Raw genomic sequence first — 16546 nt, forward strand, 5'->3', positions numbered from 1 at the left:
CGATTTCTCACACTAGCGCGTTACGTTTTGCCATCTCGATAAGTTCTACCAAGGATTTGGCTTTCAGTTTTTGCATGAGCCTTTTTTTGTAAGTGCTGACGGTTTTGTTGCTGAGAAACATGCCCTTGGCGATTTCCTTGTTTGTCCGGCCTTGGGCAAAAAGTTGTAATACCATGAGTTCACGATCGTTGACGACTTTGAACAGTTCAAGCTCCTCATTGTTATCCGTTTCGTTAGTGCTGCCGTTAAGGGCCTGGCTCGGGAAGTAGTTGTAACCTGACAAGACCGCCCTGATGGCACTGAGCAGTTCGCTCAAGTCACCTTCCTTGCACACATAGCCATCCGCGCCGGAGCGCATGCACCGGGTAGCAAAGAGCTTGGGGGTCTGGGCAGTGAGTATCAACGTCTTGGTCGGCGTACTCATTGCGTTGAACCGGCACAGCACTTCCAGGCCATCGAGTTTCGGAATGCCGATATCAAGGATAATCAGGTCAGGCTGACACTCCTTGACCATTTGTATCGCATCACAACCGTTATCGGCTTCTCCCACTACTTTATAGCCTTCGTGTTCTAACAACATCCGAATGGCAAGTCGGATGACGGGGTGGTCGTCAATAATAAAAACTGAGTTCATGATCAAATTCCATACAGGCGCAAATAAAGTCGGCACATTAGCTCACATGGCAATGAAGGAGGATGAACTTGATGTGGAACAAACGTAAAACAAGAATAATCCTACATCAAAAAAAGCAAGGGATTACGCTCTGTGAGGTGTTTGTTGTTTGGGTGTAAGAGTTTTGCGTGGGTGGAATTTAAAAGTAACTGGTCGTGAGAGGGCAGCGTTATAAAGAGGCGTTTTCGGATTGCCCGGGTGTTTAACTTCCTACTTTTCTGTTGAGCGAGTAAGGCGTGATTGGCGTATGAGTTCATTCAGCTCAAGGTGGCTTAACGGCTTCGACAAATAGCCAAGTAATGGAAAGTTGCGTCGGGATGCCTGGGCCATCAGGTGTTCCAGTTCATTGACGGGCAGGCCGCTGAGCAATATCGCGGACCTTATAAAGCCTCTGCGGTTGGCAATTTCAATCAACTCCAGCCCAGGCAAGTCGGGCAAACATTGATCACAGAGCAGAATATCGAATGGCACGTCGGTTTGTGTCATCAGCCGCATTGCCTGTTCTGCATTCTCGGCCAGTGCCAGGTCGTGGTAGCCATAGTTTCGTAGCAGGCATTGGGTGGCCAGCAATTGAAAGGGGTGATCCTCCACCAACAGGATGCGAAGTTGTTCGAGCATGGTTTTTTCCATGGAATGGACAAGAGCCCTGAAGACGCTCCACCAGGGCGTGTAGTAAGAAGTTAATGGGCCCGCCAGCTATCGGGCGCAGGAGCAGGTCGAAAGACTGCGGTCAGGGCGCGCGATTATTCATCGCGGCGGGGAAGAACTTCGATCAGGCCGCTCTGTTCCGTGCGTAGGGCGATTCTTTGAAAAGTCGCCCTGGCCATCAGCCAGGGCTCCGATTTATTGCGGGCTGGAGCGGCCGGTCATCTCGCGGGCCATCTCGCTGGCGTAGCTGTCAGTCATGCCGGCGATAAAGTCGATCATGCGCAGGAAGGACGCGTGCAATGACCAGGAGGGATCCGGGGCGCTATTGCCCAACAGGTCGAGGATGCGTCGGTTCTTGAACGACGGGGTGCGACCGCCATGTTGTTCCAGGGCCGCGCCGCAGAAGGCATTCAAGAGGATTTCCAGGGTGGTGTAGGCGCCGATCTCATGCAGGGTCTTGCGCTTGTCCTGGAAGATCTTCTTGCGGGCCATGTCCTTGGCATCCAGCACGCAGCGCTTGGCCGGGCCGTGCATATGTTCCACCAGGTCCCCCGGCAGGGTGCCGGCCAGCAGCGCGTCCTGTTGTTCGACGAACGCCCGGGCCGCGGCGTTGGTCAGGTGTTCGATGGCCTTGCCTCGCAGGATCGCCAGCTTGCGTCGCCGGGAATCCAGCGGGCCGAGTTGCCGATAGGTTTGCGGCAAGTCGTCGCCCACCAGGTCCAGCAGCAGTGACTCGACCTCGGCGTATTCCAGCAGCTCCATTTCCAGGCCGTCTTCGAGGTCGATCAACGCGTAGCAGATATCGTCAGCCGCCTCCATCAGGTACACCAGCGGGTGCCGGGCCCAGCGTTGTTCTTCCAACTGCGGCAAGCCGAGCTTCTGGGCGATCTGCTCCAGGATCGGCAGTTCGCTCTGGTAGCAGCCGAACTTGTGTTTCTTGTAGCCCAGGGAGTCGGCGTGGCGGGCGGTCCAGGGGTATTTCAGGTAGGTGCCCAAGGTGGCGTAGGTCAGGCGGGTGCCACCATCAAACTGGTGGTATTCCAGTTGCGTGAGTACCCGGAAGCCCTGGGCATTGCCTTCGAAATTGAGGAAGTCATTGCGTTCGGCGCTGCTCATGTCATCCAGCCAGCCACGGCCTGAAGCTTGCTGGAACCAGTGCCGGATCGCGTCCTCGCCGGAATGGCCGAAGGGTGGGTTGCCGATGTCATGGGCCAGGCAGGCCGACTGCACCACCATGCCCAGGTCGCTCGGGTCGCACCAGTCGGGCAGGGCACTGCGGATGGTCTCGCCCACGCGCATGCCCAGGGATCGTCCCACGCAACTGACTTCCAGGGAGTGGGTCAGCCGGGTGTGGATGTGATCGTTGCTGGTCACCGGGTGCACTTGCGTCTTGCGGCCCAGGCGGCGAAACGCACCGGAAAAGATGATGCGGTCATGGTCTTTGTGAAACGGACTGCGCCCCAGTTCTTCCGGGCTGTGCAGGGGTTTTCCAAGGCGTTCGCGGGTAAGCAGGGTGGGCCAATCCAAGGCGGGTACTCTCCGTGCGGTGAATGACGGCTCCCAGCTTCCCGGTTCAGCCAGGCCTTCGCAAGCGAAAAACTACAGGCCGGCGGCGTCGATATCGATTAACAGCAGGCGCTGACCATTATCAAAGAATTGTCCGGCAGTCAGGCAGTACTGGTTGGTCGTGGCATCGCGATAGGTTGAGGACAGGGTCAGCCGCCGCTCCTCCCAACCTTCGGCCAGCAAATGATAAAAATACGGACGCCATGACCAGTTGTGGCCCAGGTAGCGGCTGTCGGCTTGCCAGGCGCCCTGGTGCCATTCGAAGTTGGGTGTCAGTTGCGTGCCATGCCGGTCGCACTGGTAAAAACGCAGCAGCCAGGGAAACGCCGGCAATTGCGGCAGGTGGCTCAGCGGTGCGCGGGTGTGGGCCCAGGTTTGCAGGATCTGCATCAGCTCCGCCAGTTGCTGGCGCAGTTGCATGATCCGGCCACGTTCGGCGAGCTTCTGTTGGACATAGCCGGTGCGCAGCTGGGCGAAGCGCGGCACGAATGCGTCGGTGTCGAACCAGTCCAGTTGGGCCTGGGCGAACAGGTAGCCCTGGACATAACGCGAACCGCATTCCAGGGCGAAATTCAGTTGGGCCTCGGTTTCCACCCCTTCGGCGATGATCCAGCAGCCGGTTTTTTCTGCCATTTGCGCCAGTGCCCGTACCACCTCACCGCTCGGGCCACCGCGGGCCGCGGCCTGGAACAGGCGCATGTCCAGCTTGAGAATGTCCGGCTGCAAGGCCAGCACCCGGTCCAGCTGCGAATAGCCGGCGCCGAAGTCATCAATGGCAATCCGCGCGCCGGCCTCGCGGTAGCGCTCGACGACTTCGGCCAGGCGCAGGATATCGCCGCCCAGTTCAGTGATCTCGAACACGATGCGGCGCGGGTCGACGTTATGCAGTTGCAATTGCTTCAGGCTCGGCAGCGCCTGGCCCGGGCGCAGGCGGGTGATCCAGCGTGGCGAGATATTCAGGCTGAGGAACCACTCCTGCGGGGCTTCATGCAGGCGGCTCAGGGCATTGTCACGGATCTGCCGGTCCAGGCGGCGCAAGGCCACCGAGGGCGTGCGCGGGTCGGCGAACAGCGGACCCACCGAGCGCAGTTGGCCATTCGCCTGGCGTAGGCGGCCCAGGGCTTCTACGCCGGCGATGCGGCCGGTGGCGGTGTCGATGAATGGCTGGAAGCAGGCGAGCGGTTGCCCGTCGATCACGGGGCCTCCTTAAAAGACCGGAAATAAAAAAGGCCCGGCCCTCAATGGAGAGGGCCGGGCCTGATCTGTTTGCAAGAATGCAGCCAGCACGCTCAACTTTTGCGCGAAGCACCTTGCATGGCCAGTTTGATCAGCGGGATCAGGCCGGCACCCAGCCGCACCAGGCGGGTCATGGTGCCGATTCCGCCACCCTTGGCGCCTTTGCCGGTGAGAAACCCCAGCAGCGTCACCACGCCCACGCCCCACAGCGGCGCGTGCTTGATGCCAAAACCGTCCTGCCAGCTCTGGCCCATATTGCGGACCTTTTGCAGCGGCAGCATCAGTTGCTGGGACTCGTGACGGATTTCCTGGCGGTGCATTTCCATGCGCAGGCGGATCAACGCCTTGCGCATTTCTCGCCGGGAAGTGTTTTGCGGCAATTCAGTCATGCTCATGGCAGCAGGCGCTCCCGGTCGTTGGCCAGCTCTTCGAGGGTGGCGTGGAACGGCGTGGACTCATCGAACACCGCCGCCTTCAGGCGCAACCCGCAGAATGCTGCGGCCAGTATGTAGAACACACACAGGCTGATAATCCCGGTCAGGCGGTAGGTATCCCACACCAGAATCATCACCAGCGCCGACAAACCCACCAGCAACAGCAAGGCAAACACCAGCGCCAGGCCGGCGAACAGCAACAGGCTGACGGTGCGGGCTTTCTGCTCCTGCAACTCGATGCCGAACAGCTCGACATGGCTGTGCAGCAAACCCAGGACAGCCGCGCCCAGGCGCCGTGAAGTAGAACTTGGGCCCGTGGACGAGCCGGATTCGCCGATAGACATGATTAGCGCCTTGTAGCCAGCAGGCCGATCAAAAAGCCCACGCCGGCCGCAATGCCGACGGACTGCCAGGGGTTGGCCTGCACATAGTCTTCAGTGGCCGTGACCGCCGCCTGGCCGCGTTCGCGCAGGGAGTCTTCGGTCAGTTGCAGGGTTTCACGGGCCTTGAGCAGGCTTTCGTGAATCTTGCTGCGAAGCTCGTCAGCCTGGTCACCGGCGAGGATCGCCGTGTCGTCCAGCAGCTTCTCGGTATCGCTGACCAGGGTTTGAAAATCCGCCATCAGTATTTCTTGAGCAGTCTTTGCCGTTTTTCTGGCCATGGTTATCTCCGTGAGTGGCTGGTCTGTTTACTTCTGGTTTCGAGTCACCGGTGTCGGTGAAGGTTCACTGCAATTGTCTGGTACAGCTTTTGCTTTGCCTTGGTGCGCAGGCCCGGGGCCTTGCGCTGAATCCGGGCGGTTGGGGCTCAAACCCTGAAAAACCTTACCCTAAATAACTAAAACTCGCGGAAAAACCCTGTCGGATTCTGCCTTTTTCAATGATCGCTGCGCCAAAGCGGTTCACGGCCTCAAACGAGGGTCGGATCGTTGGTGCCAATTTAGTGCGCATCATGAAGGTCATGAACTGCTTTGGTGCTTTTTCCTGCATCTGCAGGCCTGCCATCCTCCATGGAAAATTTGCAAAGCGCGGTGGACACCCTCGTCCACAGCTCCAACACGCTGTTCATTCTGATTGGTGCGGTCATGGTCCTGGCCATGCACGCCGGCTTTGCCTTCCTGGAAGTCGGCACGGTGCGCCAGAAGAACCAGGTCAATGCCCTGTCGAAAATCCTCAGTGACTTCGCGATTTCAACACTGGCCTATTTCTTTATAGGCTATTGGATCTCCTACGGCGTGACCTTCATGCAACCGGCGGCGGTGATCAGCGCCGACCACGGCTACGGCCTGGTGAAGTTCTTCTTCCTGCTGACCTTCGCGGCGGCGATCCCGGCGATCATTTCCGGGGGAATCGCCGAGCGTGCACGGTTTGTTCCGCAACTGTGTGCCACTGCGTTGATCGTAGCCTTCATCTACCCGTTTTTCGAAGGCATGGTGTGGAACGGCAACTACGGCCTGCAAGCCTGGTTGCTGGCCACCTTCGGCGCCAGCTTCCATGACTTTGCCGGCAGCGTCGTGGTGCACGCCATGGGCGGCTGGCTGGCGCTGGCGGCGGTGCTGTTGCTGGGGCCAAGGCAGGGGCGTTATCGGGAAGGGCGCCTGGTGGCGTTCGCGCCGTCGAGCATTCCATTCCTCGCGTTGGGCTCGTGGATCTTGATCGTCGGCTGGTTCGGCTTCAACGTCATGAGTGCGCAAACCCTGTCCGGGGTCAGCGGGCTGGTGGCGGTCAATTCGTTGATGGCGATGGTCGGTGGCACGGTAGCGGCATTGGTGATCGGGCGTAACGACCCAGGCTTCTTGCACAACGGTCCATTGGCCGGGTTGGTGGCGATCTGTGCCGGTTCCGACCTTATGCACCCGGTGGGCGCGTTGGTGACCGGCGTGGTGGCGGGCGGCTTGTTCGTCTGGTTCTTCATTGCCGCCCAGGATCGCTGGAAGATCGACGATGTGCTGGGTGTATGGCCGTTGCACGGGCTGTGCGGCGTGTGGGGCGGGATTGCCTGCGGGATCTTCGGCCAGACCGCCCTCGGCGGCCTGGGCGGCGTCAGTCTGATCAGCCAGTTGATCGGCACCGCACTGGGTGTGGTGGTGGCGCTGGCCGGTGGCTTCCTGGTGTATGGCGTGATCAAACGCGTGCATGGCCTGCGCTTGAGTCAGGAAGAAGAGTATTACGGCGCGGATTTGTCGATCCACAAGATTGGCGCGGTCAGTCAGGATTGAGGGGCGCGTCCCCTTCGTTCTGGTTGCAGCCATGTAACAGCCGGTACCGGCTCTGGCGCACTTCATCGACACGGCCTTGCACCTGCTGCTCCGACAACCCCAGCAGGATCAACGCATGGGAGGCGAGCATCAGGCTCGACTCCAGCAACTCGGGCACCACTTCAGTGGCGCCGGCGGCTTTCAGTTCGGCCAGCTGACTGTCGTCGCGGGTGCGTACCAGGATCGGTACGGTCAGGTTGATCCGCCGCGCTTCGTTGAGCACGGTCAGGGCGACGTCGCTGTTGTCCACCGCGATCACCACCAGGCGCGCACGTTCCAGGCCGACCGCGCTGAGCAGGGCGCCACGGCGGCAGTCGCCGTAATGCACGGCGCTGTCTTCGGTAGACGCTTCCTGGACTCGCTCCGGGTCGTCATCAAGGGCAATGAACGCCTGTTGTTCACGGTGCAGGAAGCGCCCGATGGACTGGCCAACCCGGCCGTAGCCGCAGATCACCGCGTGGTCGCGCAGCTCGGCATTCAGGGCCGTAATCTCTTCAAGCTGTACTTGCTGGTTGGGCTTGCGGTGCAGGCGCAGGGCAATCGCGGGTGCAGCCCTGAGCAACAGCGGAGTCAATAGCATCGAGCAGAAGGTGGCAGCCAGCAGCAGGCCGCTGATGTCGGCGGGCATCAGGCGGCTTTGCTGCATTTGCGCCATCAAGGCGAAACAGAACTCGCCGCCCTGGGCCAGCGCCAGGCCGCTGCGCCATGCGGTTTCACCGTCGCTGCCGCGCAGTTGCACCAATAGCGCGACCACACAGCCTTTGATCAACATCAGCGTGAGGGTCAGGCCGAGAATCAACAGGCTATGACTGACGAACAGTTGCAGGTCGATCAGCATGCCGATGCTGACAAAAAACAGTCCTAGCAGGATGTCGCGAAACGGCCGGATATCGGCTTCGATCTGATGGCGGTAATGGCTTTCCCCCAGCAGCATGCCGGCGAGAAACGCACCGAGTGCCGGGGACAGGCCCAGCAAGTGGGTCAGCCAGGCGGTGAGCAGTACGATCACCAGTGCCAGCAGCACGAACAATTCGGCCGAATGGGACGCCGCCACCTCACGGAACAAACGCGGCAGCAACCAGCGGCTGGCCAGCAGCAGGCCGAGGAACAGCACCACGGTTTTGCCCAGGGTCAGTGGCAATGCCCAGTACCAGGCTTGCTCGCTGTTACCGGCGAACACTGGCACGAGGGTCAGCAGCAATACGGCCACTACATCCTGGAACAGCAATACCCCAATCGCATTCTGGCCATGGCTGCTGAAGATTTCGCCGAGGCTGGTCAGCTCCTTGCTGACGATGGCGGTGGACGACAGTGCCAGTCCAGCACCGAGCAACAGCGCGGTCGTCGGCGACAGGCCGAACAGTGCCAGCAAACCGCCCAGCAGCAACCCGCAGCACAGTACCTGCAGGCTGCCCAAGCCAAACACCACCCGGCGCAGGCTGAGCATTTTGCTCAGGGAGAATTCCAGGCCCAGGGAAAACAGCAGGAACACCACACCCAGTTCGGCAAGGTCTGGCAACTCTTCGCTGTCATTGACCCAGTCGAGGGCGGTGGGGCCCACGGCCAGGCCAACACACAGATAGCCCAGCACCGGCGGCAGTTGCAGGCGACGAAACAGCGCAATCACCACCAGGGAGGAGGCCAGGATAATCAGCAGGTTGGCAAACACATGCAGCTCCATTGCAGGTATTACGGGAAAAAAGTCGCGAGAGTCGCTGAATCAGTTATACGCCATGCTGATCTGGGTCAGGCTTTTGCAGTGTCCCGACGCTGTTAGAATAGGTGCCTGATTCTTCTCGGACCCTTTGCCATGCTTCCTGAATGTCAGTTGTTCGGCACCCTGGGCTGCCATCTGTGTGAGATTGCCGAAGCCGAAATCATGCCGTTGGTCGAACACGGCCTGCTGGTGGAGTTGGTGGATATCGCCGATTCCGAGGCCCTGTATGAAGCCTACGGCCTGCGGATTCCGGTGCTGCGCCGGGTAGACACGGGCGCGGAGCTGGAGTGGCCGTTCGACGAAGCGCAGGTAGTGAACTTTCTTAGCTAGCACTCGGCGATGGCGAGTTCCCGATTATTCGGTTACTGTATGTTTGTACAGCGATTGAATGAGAGGGAACGCCCGTGGTGAATGTTGAACAACTGAAAAGCAGCGTCAATCGCATGTCCGCCGACGTCGTGCGTGACGCGGTGAACGAGCTGCGCCTCGATGGCCTGGTCACGGAAGGCAAGACGCCGTTTAACAAAGTGCATTTCAACACCTGCTTTGCCGAGATCGAGGCGCTGTTCCAGCGCGCGGGTTATCACAAGCAGCTGGATGTGGTGGGTTACCAGGGCTTGCTGTATGCGCTTTACGACCCGGGCCGCTGGGAAGCGGTGGATGTGCTGCGCTGGCTCAAGGAGTTCACCGAGGCGGCCAGTGCGTCACCGGTGTTGCGCGTGGAATTGGCCAAGGCCTGAATCTGTGCTGGGCCTGATCCGGCTGCATGCGGGATAATGCGCGCCTGTATGTCCACGTCTTGAGCCTGCCATGTCCGTTTTTTCCGCTGCCCAGCACCAAGCCAGCACCTTGTACCTGCCGCCAGGCGCCTGGGCCACCGTGCTGGATTGCCTGTGTGAGCACTTCCAGGCCATCAGCCGTGAGCAATGGCTGGACCGCATCGCCCGAGGCCGGGTACTGGACATCAATGGCACCCCCATCAATCAGGACCTCGCCTACCGCGAAGGCCTGTGCATCTACTACTTTCGCGAAGTACCGAACGAGAAAGTAATCCCGGTGCAGGAGACGATCCTGTACGCCGATGAACACCTGGTGGTAGCCGACAAGCCGCATTTCCTGCCGGTCACGCCTGCCGGTGAATACGTCGAGCAGACCCTGTTGCGGCGTTTGATCCGTCGCCTCGACAACCCGGCGCTGGTGCCGCTGCATCGCATTGATCGGCATACCGCAGGGCTGGTGCTGTTTTCGGCCAACCCCCAGACGCGCTCGGCGTATCAACAGCTGTTTCCCACGCGCAAGATCGACAAGTTCTACGAAGCCATTGCCCCTGCATTGCCTGGGCTGACCTTTCCGCTGGTGCACAAAAGCCGGCTGGTGGATGGCGAGCCGTTCTTTCGCATGCAGGAAGGCGCGGGGGCGAGCAACACCGAGACGGCGGTCGAGGTGCGGGAAAAGAATGGCGACCTGTGGCGCTATGGCCTGTTTCCGGTGACCGGCAAGAAGCATCAGTTGCGGGTGCACATGACGGCCCTGGGCGCGAGTATCTGCAACGATCCGTTCTACCCCGACGTTATCAAGGATGCCGAGGACGACTACGCCAACCCGCTCAAGCTGCTGGCCCAGGGGGTGCGTTTCATCGACCCGGTCACCGGCCTTGAGCGCGACTTTCGCAGCGAGATCAGCCTGGACTGGTAAACCCCAGCAACGAAAAAGCCCGCATTACGCGGGCTTTTTTGTATCTGGCGTTAAGACTTACAGGTCTTTAACGGTGCGAACCTGATCCTTGTTGATCTGGGTGCGCTTGCCATCCAGCTGTTCGAATTCGTAGAAGCCGGTGGACTTGTCGAATTTAGGAGTGTCGACGGCCTGGATTTCGCGACCGTCATTCAGGGTGATCACTGTCGGCGAGGCGCAACCGGCAAGGGTAGCGAGGCCCAGTGCAAGCATGAGAGCGGCGATGGTCCGTTGAGTCATGAGTTTGTCTCCGAGAGAATGCTTTGTTGAGTACTGACCTTGTGACGTGTGTAACGTCGGCAAAGTTCCTTGTTCGACGCTCATTCTGACACGCTGGGCGGGCGGTGCAACAACTCCGGTGTATTGAGGTTGGCCAGGCGCGGATCGTCGGCGGGGCAATCCAGGGCCTTGGCCCCCAGCGCCTGCATGATCTGGCGCGGGCTGCGCTCGCCGGCTGCCCAGGCCCGCTCGAAGGGCTCGCGCAGCGAAGTGGGGATCACGCAGAGCAGCGGTTCCCAGAAATCGCCGTGGCGCACCATCACCGGCAGCAACGGGTTTTGCTGCGCCGTACTGCGCAGGTCGGCGAGCAATCGTGCATCGATCTGCGGCACATCGCACGGCAATACCAGCAGATGCCCATGCTGCGCCACCGCCAGTCCTGCGCGAATGCCGGCCAGTGGCCCTGGAAAGTCGGGGCTGTCATCGCCGACCAATCGGTCGGCATAGGCCGCGTACTGCGCCTGGTTGCGATTGCAGGAGATGATCAGGTCGTCGGTCAACGGCCGCACCAGGCGATGCAGGTGCGCAATCAGTGGCTGCCCGTGCCAGTCCAGCAGGCCCTTGTCGAGGCCGCCCATGCGCTGGCCACGACCGCCGGCCAGCAAAAGGATCGAGCAGGGCAGTGGGGAAGAATGGCTTGGCATGACGGCTCCTGCGGGCAGTGAAATGGGGGGCTGTGATATAACATCGGGCTGTTCCTTCGACAACCGGACCGAGCCATGAAAGCCAAGGCTGATGCGCCCTTTGTACCCCTGAATATCGCTGTATTGACGGTCAGCGACACCCGCACCCTGGAAACCGACACCTCGGGCCAGGTCTTCGTCGACCGCCTGACCGCCGCCGGTCATCTGCTGGCCGAGCGAGTTTTGCTTAAAGATGATCTGTACAAAATCCGTGCGCAAGTGGCGCACTGGATTGCCGAAGACGTGGTGCAGGTGGTGTTGATCACCGGCGGCACCGGCTTCACCGGCCGCGACAGCACCCCGGAAGCGGTGAGCTGCCTGCTGGATAAACAGGTGGATGGTTTCGGCGAACTGTTCCGGCAAATCTCCGTGGCCGATATCGGCACCTCCACCGTGCAATCCCGTGCCCTGGCCGGCCTGGCCAACGGCACACTGGTGTGCTGCCTGCCGGGCTCCACCAACGCGGTGCGCACCGGTTGGGACGGGATTCTCGCCGAGCAATTGGATAACCGTCACCGCCCGTGCAACTTCGTCCCGCATTTGAAACAGGCCGAGCCCTGTGAATCCCGTGGGTAAGCCGGGCAAGACCGGCGCGTTGATGCCGGTGGAAGACGCCCTCGAACAATTGCTGGCGATGGCCGAGGCAGCGCCGATCCGCGAGCCGGAAACGTTGCCGCTGGCCGAGTGTGATGGTCGGGTGCTGGCCCAGGCGTTGATCTCCACGCTGGACTTGCCGCCCTGGCCCAACAGCGCCATGGACGGATACGCCCTGCGCCTGGCGGACTGGACCGGTGAGCCACTGGTAGTCAGCCAGCGCATTTTTGCGGGCACGGCACCCGAGCCCTTGGCTGCCGGTACCTGCGCGCGGATCTTCACCGGAGCCCCGGTACCGGAGGGCGCGAACTGCGTCGAGATGCAGGAAAACGCCGTGGTCCATGCCGATCAGCGGGTGAGCTTCACCGAAGCGTTGCAGGTGGATCAAAACATCCGTCCCCAAGGCCAGGAAACCACGGTGGGCGAGTGGGTGTTGCCAGCAGGTACACGCCTGGGCCCGATCGAGTTGGGCCTGGCGGCTTCGCTGGGTCGTGATCGGCTGGAGGTGGTACGACGCGCCCGCGTGGCTGTGCTGTCCACCGGCGACGAGTTGATCGAGCCGGGTCTGCCGCTGGGCCCCGGGCAGATCTACAACAGTAATCGCCGGGTGCTGTGCAGCTGGCTGGAGCGCCTGGGCTGCGAAGTGGTGGACGCCGGGATCCTGCCGGACGACCTGGAACAAACCCGCGAACGCCTGGGCGCATTGGGCTCGGTAGACCTGATTCTGTCCACCGGCGGTGTGTCGGTGGGGGAGGCGGATTTTCTCGGGATTGCACTGCGGGAAGAAGGGGAGCTGGCGCTGTGGAAGCTGGCAATCAAGCCGGGCAAGCCGCTGACGTTCGGGCATTTCCGTGGTGTACCGGTGATCGGTTTGCCGGGCAATCCGGCGTCGACGCTGGTGACCTTTGCCTTGCTGGCGCGGCCTTACCTGTTGCGCCGCCAGGGCGTGGAAGACGTGCAGCCGCTGCGCATTGAAGTGCCCGTGGGATTTGTCTGGCCCAAGCCGGGGAATCGCCGCGAGTATTTGCGCGGGCGGCTGGAGCAGGGCAAGGCGATCATCTACCGCAACCAGAGCTCGGGTGTGCTGCGTAGCGCGGCGTGGGCCGAAGGTTTGGTAGAAGTGCTGGAGGGGACGACGCTGGAGATCGGTGACCGGGTCAACTTCATTCCGCTGAGTGAAGTGTTGAACTGAGCCCGATCTATCAAACAATGAAGATCAAAATGTGGGAGCGGGCTTGCTCGCGAAAGCGGTGGATCAGTCACCCGATGTATTGACTGACCCTCTGCATTCGCGAGCAAGCCCGCTCCCACATTTGATTTGTGTTCATCCTGCGGTTACGGCAAATCACGACTCGCGTAAAACGCACTCAACACCTTCACCAGGTGCGCCAGGTCGTGGCTGCCGCACAGCTCGCGAATCGAGTGCATCGCAAACGTCGGCAAGCCGATATCCACGGTGCGCACGCCCAGGTGGCTGGCGGTGATCGGGCCGATGGTCGAGCCGCAACCCATGTCGCTGCGTACCACAAAGCTTTGCACCGGCACTTCTTCGGCCATGCACAGGTGGCGGAAGAACCCGGCGGTTTCGCTGTTGGTGGCGTAGCGCTGGTTGCTGTTGACCTTGATCACCGGGCCGGCATTGAGTTTCGGGCCGTGGTTGGCGTCGTGCTTCTCGGCGTAGTTGGGGTGCACGCCGTGGGCGTTGTCGGCAGACACCAGCAGCGACTTCTGGATGGTGCGTACGAATTCATCACCCTCGGGCAGCAGGCGGCGCAGGGTCTGCTCCAGCATCGGGCCGTCGGCACCGCAGGCGGAGCACGAGCCGACTTCTTCGTGGTCGTTGCAGACCAGCACGCAGGTTTCATCGGTTTCGGCGGTGAGCAGGGCTTGCAGGCCGGCGTAGCACGACAGCAGGTTGTCGAGGCGGGCACCGGCGATAAAGTCGCCATTGAGGCCGATCACGGCCGCGCTCTGGGTGTCGTAGAAGCTCAGCTCATAGTCGAGCACCACATCGGCGTTCAACCCGTGTTCACGAGCCAGTTGCTCGGTCAGCACTGCGCGGAAGTCTACGCGCTCGTCACCGGCGAACTGCGCAAGGATCGGCGGCAGTTCGGTCTGGGCATTGATCGCCCAACCCTGGTTGGCTTCACGGTTCAGGTGAATGGCCAGGTTGGGGATGATCGCGATGGGCAGCTTGAAGTCGATCAGCTGGCTTTCGACCTTGCCGTCGCGGCGGAAAGTGACGCGGCCGGCCAGGGACAGATCGCGGTCGAACCACGGCGCCAGCAGCGCGCCGCCGTACACTTCCACACCCAGTTGCCAGAAGCCCTGGCGTTGCAGTTCAGGCTGTGGCTTGACCCGCAGGCACGGGCTGTCGGTGTGGGCGCCGACCAGGCGGATGCCGCCTTGCAGGGGCGAGTGGCGGCCGAGTTTGAAGGCGATGATCGAGGAGTCGTTGCGGGTCACGTAATAGCGCCCGTTGGCCTCGGTGGTCCAGGTCTCGCGCTCGTCAAGACGCTGGAAACCGGCCGCTTCCAGGCGCTGTGCAAGGGCGGCGGTGGCATGGAACGGGGTAGGGGAGGCCTTGAGGAAGTCGATCAGGCCTTGGTTCAACTCTTCGCGCATAAGTAGCTCCAGACAGCAATGGCGCGAGTTTACCGTCCGACGGGATAAGTGCACAGAACAAATGTGGGAGCGGGCTTGCTCGCGAATGCGGTGTGTCAGTCGCCGAATGAGCTAACTGATCCACCGCATTCGCGAGCAAGCCCGCTCCCACATTTTAATTGCGTTTACAGGTTAAAACGGCGCGGGGCACTCGAAGCGCAGACGCTCGCCGCTCTGGGGATGGGTGAAGCTCAGCATGCTGGCGTGCAGACACAGGCGTGGCCAGGCAGCCAAGGCCTGTTCGTGGGCATACAAGCCATCGCCCAGCAACGGATGCCCGATGGACAGCATATGCACGCGCAGTTGATGGGAGCGGCCGGTGATCGGTGTCAGCTCAACCCGGCACCAGTCGCCGCAACGCTCCAGGACTTTCCAGAAGGTCAGCGCGTTCTTGCCGAACTCGTGGTCCACCACGTGCCGTGGCTTGGTCGGCGGGTCGTAGCGCAAGGGCAAGTCGATGCTGCCGCTGTCCAGTTCCGGTTGGCCCCAGCAGAGTGCGGTGTAGGCCTTTTCGGTTTCCCGGTCATGAAACTGGCGGGACAGTTCACGGTGGGTATCCGCGTCACGGGCCAGCAGGATGATCCCGGACGTTTCCCAGTCCAGGCGATGGACGATGCGGGCTTCGGGGTAGCCGTTTTCCTGCAGGCGGGTGATCAGGCAGTCCTTGTTGTCGTCGGCGCGACCGGGCACCGAGAGCAGCAGGGTAGGCTTGTTCACCACCAGGACAGCAGCGTCCTGATGAAGGATATGGACATTGGACAACGGCATTAAAACAGCCTCGTAACAAACGCCAACGGCGGCTCGCTCACCCGGCCCCGTGAGGGGAGCCAGGTAACCGAGCCGCCGTGGCGACCGCCTTTTCGATCAACGATCAGGCAGGGTGATATTGAGTTCCAGAATCGAGCAGCTGCCGTCATTTTCCAAGGCGACATGCACGTCATCGTTACCGATGTTGACGTACTTGCGGATCACTTCCACCAGTTCCTTCTGCAGGGCTGGCAGGTAATCCGGGGTGCTGCGTTGGCCGCGTTCGTGCGCCACGATGATCTGTAGACGCTCTTTCGCTACCGACGCGGTACTTGGCTTTTTGTTGGCGCGAAAGAAGTCGAGAAATTTCATTGTTTAGTTGCCTCCAAAGATACGCTCGAAGAATCCCTTCTTCTTAACATCGAGGAAGCGATGTTCCACGGTCTTGCCCAGCAAGCGATCTACCGCATCGCTGTACGCCTGGCCGGCGTCGCTCTGGTCGTCAAGAATCACCGGCACACCTTGGTTGGATGCCTTCAGGACGGCCTGGGATTCCGGGATCACACCCAGCAGGGTCACGGCGAGGATTTCCTTCACGTCTTCAACGCCGAGCATTTCGCCATTGCTGACGCGCTCAGGGTTGTAGCGGGTCAGCAGCAGGTGTTCCTTGATCGGATCTTCACCTTTCTCGGCGCGCTGGGACTTGCTGGCCAGCAGGCCGAGCATGCGGTCCGAGTCACGTACCGAGGAGACTTCAGGGTTGGTCACGACGATGGCTTCGTCGGCGAAGTACATCGCCAGGTGAGCACCGGTCTCGATACCCGCCGGGGAATCGCACACCACGTATTCGAAGGTTTCCTTCAGTTCGGCGAGGACCTTGCCCACGCCTTCCTTGGTCAGCGCGTCTTTGTCGCGGGTCTGGCTGGCGGCCAGTACATACAGGTTCTCAAGGCGCTTGTCCTTGATCAGGGCCTGTTGCAGGTTGGCTTCGCCATTGACGACGTTGACGAAGTCGTAAACCACGCGGCGTTCACAGCCCATGATCAGGTCGAGGTTACGCAAGCCGACGTCGAAGTCGACGATAACTGTCTTGTGGCCGCGCAGAGCGAGGCCGGTACCGATAGCGGCGCTGGTGGTGGTCTTACCCACACCACCCTTGCCGGATGTAACCACGAGAATCTTGGCCAAGGTGTTTCACCCCTAAGGAAAAAGGACTTTTTAGTCCCTGAAAAACATCTCTTGTCACTCGCTGCAGGCGGGCAGCTCTTGTAGGAGAAAGCACGGTTTGCCTGGGCAAACCCCACCTTAAAATTA

The 16546-nt window shown here is 60.8% G+C and carries 20 protein-coding genes; 6 read left to right on the forward strand and 14 right to left on the reverse strand.

Annotated elements, in window-relative coordinates; genetic code table 11:
• Positions 1 to 7 precede the first annotated feature (7 nt).
• The 7 genes from HX814_RS01850 to HX814_RS01880 form a co-directional block, all read right to left on the reverse strand.
• On the reverse strand, positions 8 to 634 hold the full coding sequence (locus HX814_RS01850; protein WP_003209072.1) for a response regulator transcription factor: 627 nt from the start codon (positions 632 to 634) through the stop codon (positions 8 to 10).
• A 249-nt stretch (positions 635 to 883) separates the two neighbouring features.
• Positions 884 to 1291 carry a response regulator gene (locus HX814_RS01855; protein WP_003209073.1) on the reverse strand — a complete coding sequence of 136 codons (408 nt, stop codon included), beginning with the start codon at positions 1289 to 1291 and terminating at the stop codon, positions 884 to 886.
• A gap of 225 nt (positions 1292 to 1516) precedes the next feature.
• On the reverse strand, positions 1517 to 2848 hold the full coding sequence (locus tag HX814_RS01860) for a deoxyguanosinetriphosphate triphosphohydrolase (protein ID WP_003209075.1): 1332 nt from the start codon (positions 2846 to 2848) through the stop codon (positions 1517 to 1519).
• A gap of 72 nt (positions 2849 to 2920) precedes the next feature.
• Positions 2921 to 4084: an EAL domain-containing protein gene (locus HX814_RS01865; protein WP_008432158.1), complete on the reverse strand. Its 1164-nt coding sequence runs from the start codon at positions 4082 to 4084 to the stop codon at positions 2921 to 2923.
• A 92-nt stretch (positions 4085 to 4176) separates the two neighbouring features.
• Positions 4177 to 4518, reverse strand: coding sequence for a hypothetical protein (locus HX814_RS01870; RefSeq protein ID WP_008432159.1), 342 nt, complete (start codon positions 4516 to 4518; stop codon positions 4177 to 4179).
• Positions 4515 to 4901 (reverse strand): phage holin family protein, encoded by a 387-nt coding sequence (locus HX814_RS01875; protein ID WP_003209078.1) that lies wholly within the window; start codon positions 4899 to 4901, stop codon positions 4515 to 4517. Before HX814_RS01875 ends, HX814_RS01870 begins: the two co-directional genes overlap by 4 nt.
• Positions 4902 to 4903: 2 nt before the next feature.
• Complete coding sequence (locus HX814_RS01880) at positions 4904 to 5218, reverse strand: YqjD family protein (RefSeq protein ID WP_003209080.1); 315 nt, start codon at positions 5216 to 5218, stop codon at positions 4904 to 4906.
• Between the two features lie 348 nt (positions 5219 to 5566).
• On the opposite strand from HX814_RS01880, the gene HX814_RS01885 reads away from it, so the two are divergent.
• The gene (locus tag HX814_RS01885; RefSeq protein WP_003209083.1) at positions 5567 to 6775 is read left to right on the forward strand and encodes an ammonium transporter; all 1209 of its coding nucleotides are present in this window, start codon (positions 5567 to 5569) and stop codon (positions 6773 to 6775) included.
• Here the strand turns inward: HX814_RS01885 and HX814_RS01890 are convergent.
• Positions 6762 to 8483 carry a monovalent cation:proton antiporter-2 (CPA2) family protein gene (locus HX814_RS01890; RefSeq protein ID WP_177009499.1) on the reverse strand — a complete coding sequence of 574 codons (1722 nt, stop codon included), beginning with the start codon at positions 8481 to 8483 and terminating at the stop codon, positions 6762 to 6764. The genes HX814_RS01885 and HX814_RS01890 overlap by 14 nt on opposite strands.
• Positions 8484 to 8624: 141 nt before the next feature.
• Between HX814_RS01890 and HX814_RS01895 the strand changes: the two genes are divergently transcribed.
• The 3 genes from HX814_RS01895 to HX814_RS01905 all read left to right on the forward strand — a co-directional run bounded on the left by HX814_RS01895 (position 8625) and on the right by HX814_RS01905 (position 10226).
• Entirely contained in the window at positions 8625 to 8861 is a 237-nt protein-coding gene (locus tag HX814_RS01895) for a glutaredoxin family protein (RefSeq protein WP_008432163.1), read from the forward strand.
• Between the two features lie 74 nt (positions 8862 to 8935).
• A complete protein-coding gene (locus HX814_RS01900) occupies positions 8936 to 9271 on the forward strand; it encodes a transcriptional regulator (protein ID WP_177009498.1) in 336 nt (111 codons plus the stop codon).
• Positions 9272 to 9341: 70 nt separating this feature from the next.
• Positions 9342 to 10226 (forward strand): pseudouridine synthase, encoded by an 885-nt coding sequence (locus HX814_RS01905; protein ID WP_003209088.1) that lies wholly within the window; start codon positions 9342 to 9344, stop codon positions 10224 to 10226.
• A 57-nt stretch (positions 10227 to 10283) separates the two neighbouring features.
• On the opposite strand, the gene HX814_RS01910 is transcribed toward HX814_RS01905, so the two are convergent.
• Both HX814_RS01910 and mobA read right to left on the reverse strand, forming a co-directional pair.
• A complete protein-coding gene (locus tag HX814_RS01910; RefSeq protein ID WP_003209090.1) occupies positions 10284 to 10505 on the reverse strand; it encodes a YgdI/YgdR family lipoprotein in 222 nt (73 codons plus the stop codon).
• A gap of 80 nt (positions 10506 to 10585) precedes the next feature.
• Positions 10586 to 11188: a molybdenum cofactor guanylyltransferase MobA gene (mobA, locus tag HX814_RS01915; RefSeq protein ID WP_003209091.1), complete on the reverse strand. Its 603-nt coding sequence runs from the start codon at positions 11186 to 11188 to the stop codon at positions 10586 to 10588.
• 75 nt (positions 11189 to 11263) lie between these two features.
• On the opposite strand from mobA, the gene moaB reads away from it, so the two are divergent.
• Positions 11264 to 11803 (forward strand): molybdenum cofactor biosynthesis protein B, encoded by a 540-nt coding sequence (moaB, locus tag HX814_RS01920; protein WP_003209092.1) that lies wholly within the window; start codon positions 11264 to 11266, stop codon positions 11801 to 11803.
• Positions 11787 to 13013: a gephyrin-like molybdotransferase Glp gene (glp, locus tag HX814_RS01925; RefSeq protein ID WP_177009497.1), complete on the forward strand. Its 1227-nt coding sequence runs from the start codon at positions 11787 to 11789 to the stop codon at positions 13011 to 13013. The genes moaB and glp overlap by 17 nt, the downstream gene beginning before the upstream one ends.
• A gap of 143 nt (positions 13014 to 13156) precedes the next feature.
• Here the strand turns inward: glp and HX814_RS01930 are convergent, their stop codons facing one another.
• From HX814_RS01930 to minD, 4 genes are all read right to left on the reverse strand, one after another.
• Complete coding sequence (locus tag HX814_RS01930; RefSeq protein WP_003209095.1) at positions 13157 to 14446, reverse strand: M18 family aminopeptidase; 1290 nt, start codon at positions 14444 to 14446, stop codon at positions 13157 to 13159.
• Positions 14447 to 14617: 171 nt separating this feature from the next.
• Positions 14618 to 15253, reverse strand: coding sequence for an RluA family pseudouridine synthase (locus HX814_RS01935; protein ID WP_008432172.1), 636 nt, complete (start codon positions 15251 to 15253; stop codon positions 14618 to 14620).
• Between the two features lie 96 nt (positions 15254 to 15349).
• On the reverse strand, positions 15350 to 15604 hold the full coding sequence (minE, locus tag HX814_RS01940; protein WP_003175252.1) for a cell division topological specificity factor MinE: 255 nt from the start codon (positions 15602 to 15604) through the stop codon (positions 15350 to 15352).
• Between the two features lie 3 nt (positions 15605 to 15607).
• The gene (minD, locus tag HX814_RS01945) at positions 15608 to 16420 is read right to left on the reverse strand and encodes a septum site-determining protein MinD (protein ID WP_003209098.1); all 813 of its coding nucleotides are present in this window, start codon (positions 16418 to 16420) and stop codon (positions 15608 to 15610) included.
• Between the last annotated feature and the right edge of the window lie 126 nt (positions 16421 to 16546).

This window comes from Pseudomonas sp. C8002 (assembly GCF_013385765.1).
Taxonomy (GTDB): domain Bacteria; phylum Pseudomonadota; class Gammaproteobacteria; order Pseudomonadales; family Pseudomonadaceae; genus Aquipseudomonas.